The organism is Streptomyces sp. HUAS MG56 (assembly GCF_058673395.1).
Genome location: NZ_CM178722.1, coordinates 2,871,411 through 2,882,470 on the forward strand (window position 1 = coordinate 2,871,411; position 11,060 = coordinate 2,882,470).

An 11,060-nucleotide genomic window follows, 5' to 3' on the forward strand; every position below is an offset into this window, starting at 1 on the left:
GCAGGGGAACGGCTGACGGTGAGCCGTAAGCTCGACGCATGGATGTGCAGCAGCGGTACTGGCCGGTCGCCGATGTGCTGGCCCATCTGGCCGGGCGCTGGCGCGTCGAGCGGACGGTGCGGGATCTGGCGAGCGGGGACGAGGGGAACTTCTCCGGGGTGACCGTCTTCAGCGCACTGGACGGCGGCGGTGGGCTGCTGCACGCGGAGTCCGGTGACTTCACCTGGCAGGGCACGACCCGGCCCGCGACCCGGACGCTGCGCTTCCTGCCGGGGGCCCGGCCGGGCACGGCGGACGTGCGCTTCGCCGACGGGCACCCCTTCCACGAACTCGACCTCACGACCGGGCGGTTCATCGCCGGCCACCCGTGCGCGGCCGACCTCTACCGGGGCGAGTTCACCGTGCGGGACGCCGACCACTGGCGCACGGTGTGGCGGGTCGGCGGGCCCGCGAAGGATCTGGTGCTCACCACCGACTACGCGCGCGAGGGCTGAGCGGCGACACCGTCGAAGCGGAGGTTCCAGCGGCCCGCGCGGCCGGTGACGGTGGTCGTGGACAGCGGGCGCACATCGATGTTCCAGTAGCTCGCGGGCGGCGCCTTCAGGGCGTAGACCAGGGCCGCGCGGACGACACCGGGTTCGGCGACGGCGACGATCCGGCCGCCCTCCGCGGCCGGCCGGGTGTCGAGCCAGCCCCCGACGCGGGAGACGAAGGCCAGCAGGGACTCCCCGCCGTGCGGGGTGGCACGCGGATCGGCGAGCCAGGCGTCCACCGCCGCCGGCTCGCGGGCCATCGCCTCGCCCAGGGTCAGCCCGCGCCATCGGCCCATGTCGCAGTCCCGCAGCGCCGGCTGGACCAGCGGCGTGTACCCGAGCGCGTCGCCCGTGGCCCGGCTGCGCAGGGTCGGCGAGCAGTAGCGCAGCTCGGCGCCGGCCAGCGGCAGCAGTTCCCCGGCGGCGCGCTGCACCTCGTCCCAGCCGGACCGGTCCAGCGGCCGGTCGTCGTCGAACCGCTCCGCGAGCAGCGGGGCACTGCGCGCGGCGGCGACGAACGTCACCCTCAGTGGCATGCGGTGATGGTGGGCCGCGAAGGAGGGCAGGTCAAGGGGTGTTACCTGCGGGTTGCGGCGGATATGCGGACGCTCACCCGAAAGTTCTTCACGTGAAGAGGTGGACCATCCACGGCTCGGGCCGCTCCAGAGGCTGGAGGACGCGGCGCAGCCCGAACGGCTCCAGGTGGTCCCGGATGCGGCCGACGCCCTTGCCGCGCACCGACGCTCCCGAGAACTCACAACCGTCGGGGAGTTCGGGTGTGTCGCTCATCGGCCGAGCATCGCAGAGGTGTCCGTGGCACCTGGCAGCGATCTGGTGACCCTGGCCCGGAGCACCTCGTCACACGCCGCTCGCAGCCGCCGTACGCCCTCTGTGATCTCTCCGGTGCCGGCGACCGCCGCGAAGCTCAGGCGGAGGTGGGCGGCGGGGGGTTCGGCGCTGAAGTAGGGGCGGCCGGGGGTGAGGGCGACGCCCGCGCGCAGGGCGGCCGCGGTGAGAGCGGACTCGTCGGTACCGTCGGGCAGGCGCAGCCAGAGGTGGTAGCCGCCGGACGGGATGTGCGGCAGGGCGAGTTCGGGCAGCCGCAGGGCCAGCGCGGCGGTCATCGCGTCGCGGCGCTCCTTCAACTCGGCGGAGATCGACCGCAGATGGCGGGGCCAGGCCGGGGAGCCGACCAGTTCCAGGGCCGCCTCCTGGAGCGGCCGGGGCACGAAGAAGCTGTCCACGACCTGGATGGCGCGCAGCCGCTCCAGCACGGGTCCGCGCGCCGCCAGGGCGCTGACCCGGAAGCTGGGCGAGGTCGCCTTGGTCAGCGAGCCGACGTGCACGACGACACCGTCCGGGTCGTCGGCGGCCAGCGGGCGGGGCAGGGGGCCCGCGTCGGCGTGCACGAGGCGCCGGACGAAGTCGTCCTCGACGACGAACGCGCCCGCCTCACGGGCGATGCGCAGCACCTCGGCGCGGCGCTCGGGGGCGAGCACGGCGCCGGTCGGGTTCTGGAACAGGGGCTGGCAGACGAACACCCGGGCGCCGCTGGCCCGGAAGGCGTCCGCGAGCAGTTCGGGCCGTACGCCGTCGGGGTCGACCGGCACCGGGACCGGGCGCAGTCCGGCCGCGCGGGCGAGGGCCAGCATGCCGGGGTATGTCGGTGACTCCACGAGGACGGGGGCGCCGGGCGGGGCGAGCGCGCGCAGGGCGGTGGCCAGCGCGGACTGGCCGCCGGCCGCGATCAGCACCTCGGCCGCGGTGACCGCCCCGCCGATGCCGCGCGCGAACCACTCCCGCAGCTCCGGCAGCCCCTCCAGCGGCGGCCGCCCCCAGGCACCCGGCCGGCGCCCGGCCCGGGCCAGGGCCGCCGCCATGGCGCGCTCCGGCTGGAGCGAGGGGTGCAGATAGCCGCCGTTGAACTCCAGCACGCCGGGCGGCGGGGCGGCCAGCGAGACCGTGACCCCGGAGGCGTCCACCGTGCGCGGTACGAGGTCGGCGGCGCCGTCGGCGCTCAGCGCGACCTCCTGCCAGGAGGTGTCCCCGGCCGGGGTCCCGGCCGCGCGGGGCCGGGCGCGGAAGGCGCCGGCGCCGGGCCGGGTGACCACCAGCCCCTCGGCGGCGAGCTGGGCGAGGGCCCGCGAGACGGTCACCGGGCTCACCCGGAACCGCTCGACCAGGTCCCGGCTTGACGGGAGCTTTCCACCTGGAGAGTAGCGGTCGAGGTCCCTTCGGAGCTCTTCTGCCAGTTCACTCACGCTGCTACGCTGGTGCATGAAGACACAGAGTAGCGCTACTGTCCCGAACTCGATAGCGGTGACCGGCCCGCAGGAGCGGGGTGGCGTCGGCACCGCCCTGGCCTTCCTCGGCGTCGCCTCCTTCTCCCTCACCTTCCCGGCCACCGCCTGGGGTCTGGAGGGGTTCGGCCCCTGGTCGCTGGTGGCCGCGCGCTGCGTCCTCGCGGCGGTCGTCGCGGGCGGCTGTCTCCTGGCTCTGCGCGTGCCCCTGCCGGAGCGGCGGCATCTGCCCGGGCTCGCCGTCGTCGCGGCCGGTGTCGTACTGGGCTTCCCGATGCTGACCACGCTCGCCCTGCGGACCTCCACCACCGCGCACGCCGCCGTCGTGGTGGGGCTGCTGCCGCTGACCACGGCCGTGTTCTCGGCGCTGCGCACGGGCAGCCGCCCCTCGCGCCGCTTCTGGCTCGCCGCGCTCGCGGGCGCCACGGCCGTGGTCGCCTTCACCCTCGCCCAGAGCGGCGGCGCGCTCACGGTCGCCGACGGCTATCTCTTCGGGGCCCTGCTGGTGTGCGCGGCGGGATACACCGAGGGCGGGCGGCTGGCCCGGGTGATGCCGGGCTGGCAGGTCATCGGGTGGGCGCTGGTGCTGTGCGCGCCGCTGACCGTCCCGGCCGCCGCGCTGGCGCTGGCGTACGAGCCCCTGCACCTCACCTGGCACGGGATCGCCGGTCTGCTGTGGGTGGCGCTGGGCTCGCAGTTCCTCGGCCTGGTCGTCTGGTACCGGGGCATGGCGGTCATCGGCGTCCCGCGGGCCAGCCAGTTGCAGTTGGCCCAGCCGCTGCTCACACTGGTGTGGTCGGCGCTGCTGCTGGGCGAGCACTTCACGGCCGCCGCTCCCCTGACCGCTGTCGCCGTGCTCGTGTGCATCGCCGTCACCCAGCGGTCGTGAGCGTGAGGAGGGCCCGACATGCGTGCTTCCAAGGGCGACAAGCTGGTCCAGCACGGCAGAGTGGTCGGCCAGCACGACCAGGAGTCCGAAGTCGTCGAAGTGATGGGCGAGAAGGGCGAACCGCCCTATCGCGTCCGGTTCCCGGACGGACACGAGGCGATCATGTCGCCGGGACCGGACTGCCAGGTCAAGCACAAGAACGCGCGCCAGAAGTGACTCACCGCGGTGGTGTCGCCGATCGCCCGTAGTGATCGGCGACCACGCGCGCCATCGCGCCGATCGGGTCGTCCGCCACGTCCTTGGCGGCGAAGAACACATGCCCGCGCACCTGCGGGTGGCGCGCGGCGAGCGTGAGGTGCCGGGACAGCTCGGCGGGATCCTGCCAGGCCGGGGGCTGCCCGGCGGCGCCCGCCTTGTAGAGGGCCTCGCCGATGTGGAGCCGGGTCCCGGAGTCCTCGGCGACGGCCGCCCACCAGTCGACCAGCTTCGCGTAGTCGGCGGCGGCGAAGCCGATGTTCCAGTAGATCTGCGGGACGACATAGTCGATCCAGTGCTCGCGCACCCATCTGCGGGTGTCCGCGTACAGGTCGTCGTACGTCTGCGTGCCCGCCTGGGTGTCCGAGCCGCGGGGATCGGTCGAGGCGTTGCGCCACACCCCGAAGGGGCTGATGCCGAAGCGGGTGCCGGGCCGGAGCCGTCTGATGCCGGCGGCCGTCTCCCGCACCAGCCGGTTGATGTTGTCCCGCCGCCACTCGGCCCGGCTGCCGAAGCCGTCGCCGTAGCGGTCGTAGGCGGCGTCGTCGTCGAAGGGCTGCCCGGCGACCGGATACGGGTAGAAGTAGTCGTCGAAGTGGACGGCGTCGACCGGGTACTTCGCGACCGCGTCGAGCATCGCCCGCCGGACGAAGGCGCGGACCTCGGGCAGACCGGGGTTGTAGTAGAGCTTGCCGCCGTAGGCCACCACCCAGTCGGGGTGGCTGCGGGCCGGGTGCGAGGGGGCGAGCCGGTCGAGGTCGGTGTCGAGCGCGATCCGGTACGGGTTGCACCAGGCGTGCAGCTCCAGGCCCCGGGCGTGGGCCTCACGCACCGCCGTGCCCAGCGGGTCCCAGCCGGGATCCTGCCCCTGGGTGCCGGTGAGATACGCGGACCAGGGCTCGTACGACGACGGCCACAGGGCGTCGGCGGTGGGCCGTACCTGGAACATCACGGTGTTGAGCCGGTCCCGGGCCGCCTCGTCGAGATACGCGATCAGCTCCCTGCGCTGGTCGGCGGCCGGCAGACCGGGCCGCGAGGGCCAGTCCCGGTTGTCGACGGTGGCGAGCCACACGCCGCGCATCTCGGCGCTGCCCCGCGCCCGGCGCCCGGCCCCCTCGGCGCGCGGCAGGGCCACCGCGCCGGGCGCCGTGGCCAGGGCCGACAGCGTCGCCAGGGCGAAGGCCCGGCGTGACACGTGCCCCATCCGCACACCCCCGTACGCTCCGGATCCGTACCGTCACGGACCGTCCCGCGCTCCAGGATGCTCCTACCCGCGCGATCGATCATCGATACTTGGCGGTAACGTGCACGATCGGAGCAGGCACCGAAACCCGGGGGTCCTGCGAGTGCCGTAGATCAGCGAAGGGGTCGATGTGACGGGCATCCCAGCGGGAGACATCGCACGCGTCGGAGTCGTGGGCTGCGGCCAGATGGGCGCGGGCATCGCCGAGGTGTGCGCCCGCGCCGGACTGGACGTGAAGGTCGCCGAGACGACGGGCGAGGCCCTGGAGATCGGCCGCACCCGGCTGTACAACTCCCTGGCCAAGGCGGCCGAGCGCGGCAAGATCAGCGAGCAGGAGCGGGACGACACCCAGGCGCGCCTGAGCTTCACCACGGACCTCGGCGAGTTCGCCGACCGCGACCTGGTGATCGAGGCCGTGGTGGAGAGCGAGCAGGTGAAGACGGAGATCTTCCAGGTGCTCGACCAGGTGGTGACCCGCCCGGACGCGATCCTGGCCTCCAACACCTCCTCGATCCCGCTGGTGAAGCTGGCGGTCGCCACCTCCCGCCCGGACCACGTGGTCGGCATCCACTTCTTCAACCCGGCCCCGGTGCAGAAGCTGGTCGAGCTGATCCCGGCGCTGACCACCTCGGAGGGCACGCTCAGCCGCGCCCAGCTCTTCGCCGAGAAGGTGCTCGGCAAGCACGCCATCCGGGCCCAGGACCGCTCCGGCTTCGTGGTCAACGCACTGCTCGTGCCCTATCTGCTCTCCGCGATCCGGATGTTCGAGTCGGGCATCGCGAGCCGCGAGGACATCGACAACGGCATGGAGATGGGCTGCGCCCACCCGATGGGCCCGCTGCGGCTGTCCGACCTGATCGGCCTGGACACCATCGTCTCGATCGCGAACAGCATGTACGCCGAGTACAAGGAGCCGCTGTACGCCGCTCCCCCGCTGCTCCAGCGCATGGTCGAGGCGGGCCGGCTGGGGCGGAAGACCGGCTCGGGCTTCTACACCTACTAGCGGGTATGGCGACGCCGCCAAGTGGTGCTGTTCCAGGGCGAGTTCACCCGGACCAGCACCCACGGCGGCGCTGTCGTGGGGTGATTCTTGGGGCGCCCGCCAGGTCCTCATCCTCGCGTCCTCGCCCAGCCCATCTGGACTGCACGGGGACACAGCCTGGTGAGCGGCATCGACCGGCACCAAACAGGCTCTGACCTGGGACTTTGTGTCTTTCGGAGCTGTCAGGGCCTTTCCCGCTTACTCAGCGGAAAATCCCTGGAAAGTCCCTGGGATAGAGCTGAAAGTCCCTGAAAAGTCCGTGGTTCTGCGGCCGCCCAGCGCTTGCGAGCCCCGCGCGGGGGTCGCGGGCAACTGCATTCGAACCCGGGACCTGCGCAGTACGACGTGGGGCCATCCCTCGCAGGCGCGCAGAGCAGTGTGAGGGCATCCCTAGCCGCCGTCTCGCGCCGAGGCCATCCCATCCCTGCACGCGCGGGGATGGCCCGTCTGGGATTCCGTCCTGGTGTCGTGGTCAACTGGCCCCCGCGCGCGGCCCCGGTCTACTACCTCGTGGTCCCCGTGCTTACAGGGACGGTCGTCGCGGCACCTACGCACACCGGGACCGGACCGCTGATCAGCCCTTCTCCACAGCTAGTTCAGCGGTGGCACTCCACCTGTCGGCCGCCGCGCAGGCCCTGGCCATCGCCACCCAGATCGTCCAGGACGGATGGAAGATCCACGAAGGCGCTCCCAAGACCGATTTGGCGTCCGTCTCATCGCCCTGGACGACGAGACCTTCGAGGTCCTCCAGGCCCACAGGCTCCGTCAGGAACGCGACCGCGAGGAGTGGGGAGAAGGCTGGCAAGACACCGGCCGACTCCACGATCTGCGCTATGCCGCCGCCGCACTCATGCTGGCGGCAGGCGTGGACGTCAAGGTCGTCAGCGAGACGCTCGGACACTCGCGACATCTACCAGGCGGTCCTGGACGACCCTGGCCCGCGACGGCCGAACTGGTCGTGCGACTCGCACCCCGCGCTCGCGGCCCCCATCCGGCGACAGTCCCGGATAGCCCAAAATGACCGGGGTCCTCACCCTGCCGAATATGCAGTCGCCCAAGCGGCCGGCGCGGAAGACGAGAAGAGCACTGCTTGACGATGACGGGCAACGAGCGGCTCCGGTCAGCGGGTATCCGACTGGAGCCGCTCCGTAGGTGCACAGTTGCCTATGCTGTCCGCATGCTCCGAGGACCGCTGCCACCCCTACCCACTCCTGATGTTACCCAAAGGCGAATAGACATATTGAGGACGAAGGCAAGCGTTTCCGTGCATGCCCAACACCTGGTGTCAGGAGTCATGCTCCGGAAGTTTTCTGCCCCGATTGGCCAGGGCGGCGCCGCACAGGTCTATTCACTCAATCTGGAATACCCGCATGCCAAAATCCGGGGACGAGGACTTGAGGAGTGTGGGCAGGCTCCAATAGTCGATTTCGTAAAGTTCGAGTCGGGATCCATGGAGACGGTCTGGGGGCGAGTCGAGAACGCGGCAGGAGGAACATTCGCCGCAGTTCGCGACGGCCATGGACTGGACCCGGTGCATCTTGATCGACTGCGCAACCTCGTGGCCATCCATCACGCTAGGAGCATTCAGTACTACACGCTGTTTCAGGACAACTGGCTCCACGCCGCCGAGCAGGCGAGACGCTTCTGGCAGGGTTACCCGGCAGTACTCGACGCCATCGCCACCTCACAACTTGACCTTCCCGGCGGTGACAGTCATAGCCGCGAACGTGCCTTCCAGGACCTGCACGGTCCCATCGCCGAGTGGGTTGAAACGGGGATCCTGTTTCGTGCCCTGCTGGAATCACGTTACCGGCGCACGCGTTACTGGCTGAAGGGCCACGGTATTGAGATTCTCACGCCATCCCATGGCAGCGAATTCGTCATAGGCGACATCCCGGCCCTAACGGTCAGGAAAGGGATGCCCAATGCCGGAGTCAATTCCGGAATCGGCTACGCTTTCGCCGACGCGATTGTTCTTCCAATTTCGCCGAATTATGCACTTCGCGTTATTGACGGACCAAGCCGCTACGTCGAGATTGACGAGGACGAGGTTCGCGAATTCAATGCCTGGCAGGTGCGCGCCGCCTTCAGCCATGTGTATCTGCGCCCCGGCAGCGGACTGGAAGATTACATACGGCTGGTCGAAAGGCCGCTGCCCTCCACGGGGGTCTACCGCGACTTCTACCAGACGTGCAAGGCAGCAAACCAACGTGACCGTAGGGCCTGACCATGCGAACAACTCGCGTGACGTGGTCCGGACGGCCAAAAATCAGGTACCGGGAACGAGCGACGCCACGGCGAACTGATGAACGAGATCGAGGGTGAGCTGCTCGATGAACTGGCGTCGGCTCTCCTCTGAGGACACCAGATCGGCCAGGGGCGCCTCGCTCATAACCGGGAGAACCGTGGCCAAGGTGATGCTTCCGGACACTGGCTGTGGGTCGCTCATCATGTACAGCTGGTGGGTGAGGGCGACGGCAGGGACGTGGCCTACGGTCTCCGGGCCGGGCACCGCGATACCGACACGAGCCTGCAGCACACCATCAGCCTGGCGCCGCTGGGCATGCAGGGCCGCGACCGTCACCATGTCCCGCACAGCTCTCTGAAGCCTTACCTGCACCAGATAGCGCAGACCGTTCACCGTCTCGTCGAGATGGGCCATGTTCAGTGCGCCGGCAAACGCCCCATCGTGCAGCAACTCCAGATGCCCCCTCCGGCTCTGCCCGGTGTAGGTGATGTCGGTGCTTACCACAGCACGGCGAAGGCCGATCCGTGGCCGTCCCGTGCCGCCGTCGAGGTATTCACGCACGACGGCCTCTGGGAGCAATGGCAGCGCTTCCTGGAGGCTCGGCTCCACCGTGTTCGGATCAACGGCGTTGGCCGTGTCGGCAACCGAGGGCACGGAACACGCTGTGGTGACGACGACCCAGATACTCGACGGGAGATGGAGCAGGCGCTCCGACAGGTCAGTCGACAAAGTAGTCAGATGGTCCTCCGCGGCCCGCCGACGGCTGAACCGGCCCGCGTAGGCAACCGCTAGGTCGCTCTCCCCCAGCCAGTCGGTATCGCTGCCGCGACGACGGGGGTAGCCCCACGAGTCCTTCAAGTCCTTCGCCAGGGGAACCAGATGCGGCGCTTCCGGACTACGCGGCACCTCCACCACGATCAAATGACGGCCCGGCTTACTGACCAGGGGCACCGACCGAACGCGCAGCGCGGGGATAAAGGGGCGGACCATGCCTGCCTTACCCCGAAGACTCTGGACAAGAGGCCGCGGGTCGGCGATCCCGACGAGTTCGTCCGCTTGGTCGTGGCCGTCCTCGCTTACGCCGAAGACGATGACCCCGCCAGCCGTGTTCGCCATCGCCGCAACGTCCTTGGCAAACTCCCTGCCGTCTTTAACCTCGTCGACAGTTGCCTTCCAGTCCAGGTCCTCGGCTTCCGCTACTTGCGCGATGACCGCCGCGGCGATCATCTCCTCCGTTACCGAGCCTGCTGGGAGTCCGAGGGCCCGGTGCAGCGATGTGTACGTCATCACGGCACCGTACTGCCAGTGCCGGAGGTCCTGCCCCACTTGCGTAAGCGGGAGGTCTGAGCCACCGAGGACCCGGCCGGGCTCGCGTCCAGTACCAGAGGGTGGTCCCGATGACTTTGACGTCGCGTCACGGACGCCATCGCTCGCCTGACCCCAGGACCGGTATCCGGCAGTAAGGAGAGTTACTATCCTGGACTATCCGATAGTGCAGGACAGTAACAAGTAGACGTGACGGTTGTTGGCATGCCAGAGTCGCTTCTGTCGCCAGACAACAGGACTGGCTGACAGACCCGGGGAGGATTCATGGCGCAGGAACCCCAACCGCAGTTCATCTCGGTACCCGTGCCGAGCCAGTACGTCACGCAGGTGTACGCCTATCTCGCTGAGCTGACCGGAGCCACTGCTGCTACTTCCCCCGTCTCCACGGTTCCACCCGTGGAGCCCCCGCTGGGGCCGCCAACGACTCCGTCGGCAGATTCGTCGGACGGCGATCCGCTCCCGGTGGTCGAGTGGACCGTGGAGGACTTCCGTCGGCTCGTGATCGAACCGCTGAGCTCGGTGCAGGCGATCACCCGTGTCCTCGACCTTCTGGCAAAGGAGCCCGACACGCGAGTGAGCTACACCTCGCTCGCTCATCACCTGGGCATGGAGAAGAAGAGCCTGCAGGGCAATCTCGCCGCCTTCACTCGCACCGTGCGCAAGCACTACAAGCGTCGCAACTGGCCTATGACATGGGCTGAGGCACCGACCAGCGAGCCGGATCTCAAGTCGGAGTTCTTCTACACGATGAACGCGACGACTGCCGAGCGCTGGCTGAGGGCCCGCGCCCAGGACTGACAAGCGGAAGAGAGTGGGGGAGCGAGTTCGACTCGCTCCCCCACTCTCCTGTTCTGCCCCTGCTAAGGGAGACGTGCTTCTTCCAAGCAGATCGGGGCCTGCGGGGAATCAGGCATGCGATAAGCCTCGTCGTCCCCTCAGATGACTGCCAGAACAACGGGCCGAACACAGGCATACTCTCGGTCTTGACAGTCCGGGAGGTACTGCGGGCTGTCTGAGGGCCAGCCTGCCGCCACTGGGGAGCGACAGGCCCAGCTGGCATCGAGGGTGCCACACCCTCCGCATCGCTGTGGCTCTACCGCCTGAGACGAGCATCCTCCGGATTCGTCTCTCGTTCGCTTCAGTGTCCGTCGCGGAGATCTCCCCAGAGTGGTATGGGCACCTGGTCCAGCGCTGCCGTACGTAACCGCCCTCGACCCACGGGAA

The 11,060-nt window shown here is 69.5% G+C and carries 12 protein-coding genes; 6 read left to right on the plus strand and 6 right to left on the minus strand.

Features of this window, described 5'->3' with window-relative positions; translation table 11 throughout:
- Nucleotides 1-38 precede the first annotated feature (38 nt).
- On the plus strand, nucleotides 39-494 hold the full coding sequence (locus AC4OXY_RS13720) for a DUF6314 family protein (RefSeq protein WP_491993988.1): 456 nt from the start codon (nucleotides 39-41) through the stop codon (nucleotides 492-494).
- Here the strand turns inward: AC4OXY_RS13720 and AC4OXY_RS13725 are convergent.
- The 3 genes from AC4OXY_RS13725 to AC4OXY_RS13735 all read right to left on the minus strand — a co-directional run bounded on the left by AC4OXY_RS13725 (nucleotide 476) and on the right by AC4OXY_RS13735 (nucleotide 2,812).
- The gene (locus tag AC4OXY_RS13725) at nucleotides 476-1,069 is read right to left on the minus strand and encodes a histidine phosphatase family protein (RefSeq protein WP_356022149.1); all 594 of its coding nucleotides are present in this window, start codon (nucleotides 1,067-1,069) and stop codon (nucleotides 476-478) included. The two genes, AC4OXY_RS13720 and AC4OXY_RS13725, sit on opposite strands and share 19 nt — an antisense overlap.
- Before the next feature lie 88 nt (nucleotides 1,070-1,157).
- Complete coding sequence (locus AC4OXY_RS13730) at nucleotides 1,158-1,322, minus strand: hypothetical protein (protein ID WP_356022151.1); 165 nt, start codon at nucleotides 1,320-1,322, stop codon at nucleotides 1,158-1,160.
- Entirely contained in the window at nucleotides 1,319-2,812 is a 1,494-nt protein-coding gene (locus AC4OXY_RS13735) for an aminotransferase-like domain-containing protein (RefSeq protein ID WP_491993989.1), read from the minus strand. The genes AC4OXY_RS13730 and AC4OXY_RS13735 overlap by 4 nt, the downstream gene beginning before the upstream one ends.
- On the opposite strand from AC4OXY_RS13735, the gene AC4OXY_RS13740 reads away from it, so the two are divergent.
- On the plus strand, nucleotides 2,811-3,722 hold the full coding sequence (locus AC4OXY_RS13740; protein WP_491993990.1) for a DMT family transporter: 912 nt from the start codon (nucleotides 2,811-2,813) through the stop codon (nucleotides 3,720-3,722). The genes AC4OXY_RS13735 and AC4OXY_RS13740 overlap by 2 nt on opposite strands.
- A gap of 18 nt (nucleotides 3,723-3,740) precedes the next feature.
- Nucleotides 3,741-3,938, plus strand: coding sequence for a DUF1918 domain-containing protein (locus tag AC4OXY_RS13745; protein WP_356022158.1), 198 nt, complete (start codon nucleotides 3,741-3,743; stop codon nucleotides 3,936-3,938).
- 1 nt (nucleotide 3,939) lies between these two features.
- Here the strand turns inward: AC4OXY_RS13745 and AC4OXY_RS13750 are convergent, their stop codons facing one another.
- Entirely contained in the window at nucleotides 3,940-5,181 is a 1,242-nt protein-coding gene (locus tag AC4OXY_RS13750) for a glycoside hydrolase family 10-like protein (protein WP_491993991.1), read from the minus strand.
- A 169-nt stretch (nucleotides 5,182-5,350) separates the two neighbouring features.
- On the opposite strand from AC4OXY_RS13750, the gene AC4OXY_RS13755 reads away from it, so the two are divergent.
- Nucleotides 5,351-6,223 (plus strand): 3-hydroxybutyryl-CoA dehydrogenase, encoded by an 873-nt coding sequence (locus tag AC4OXY_RS13755; RefSeq protein WP_491993992.1) that lies wholly within the window; start codon nucleotides 5,351-5,353, stop codon nucleotides 6,221-6,223.
- A gap of 613 nt (nucleotides 6,224-6,836) precedes the next feature.
- Here AC4OXY_RS13755 and AC4OXY_RS13760 read toward each other — a convergent pair.
- Nucleotides 6,837-7,163 carry a hypothetical protein gene (locus AC4OXY_RS13760; protein ID WP_435866680.1) on the minus strand — a complete coding sequence of 109 codons (327 nt, stop codon included), beginning with the start codon at nucleotides 7,161-7,163 and terminating at the stop codon, nucleotides 6,837-6,839.
- A gap of 276 nt (nucleotides 7,164-7,439) precedes the next feature.
- On the opposite strand from AC4OXY_RS13760, the gene AC4OXY_RS13765 reads away from it, so the two are divergent.
- The gene (locus AC4OXY_RS13765) at nucleotides 7,440-8,489 is read left to right on the plus strand and encodes a DUF4238 domain-containing protein (RefSeq protein WP_362616761.1); all 1,050 of its coding nucleotides are present in this window, start codon (nucleotides 7,440-7,442) and stop codon (nucleotides 8,487-8,489) included.
- Between the two features lie 42 nt (nucleotides 8,490-8,531).
- Here the strand turns inward: AC4OXY_RS13765 and AC4OXY_RS13770 are convergent, their stop codons facing one another.
- A complete protein-coding gene (locus AC4OXY_RS13770; RefSeq protein WP_362616763.1) occupies nucleotides 8,532-9,797 on the minus strand; it encodes an AlbA family DNA-binding domain-containing protein in 1,266 nt (421 codons plus the stop codon).
- Between the two features lie 303 nt (nucleotides 9,798-10,100).
- On the opposite strand from AC4OXY_RS13770, the gene AC4OXY_RS13775 reads away from it, so the two are divergent.
- Nucleotides 10,101-10,634 carry a hypothetical protein gene (locus tag AC4OXY_RS13775; protein WP_362616764.1) on the plus strand — a complete coding sequence of 178 codons (534 nt, stop codon included), beginning with the start codon at nucleotides 10,101-10,103 and terminating at the stop codon, nucleotides 10,632-10,634.
- Nucleotides 10,635-11,060: the final 426 nt, after the last annotated feature.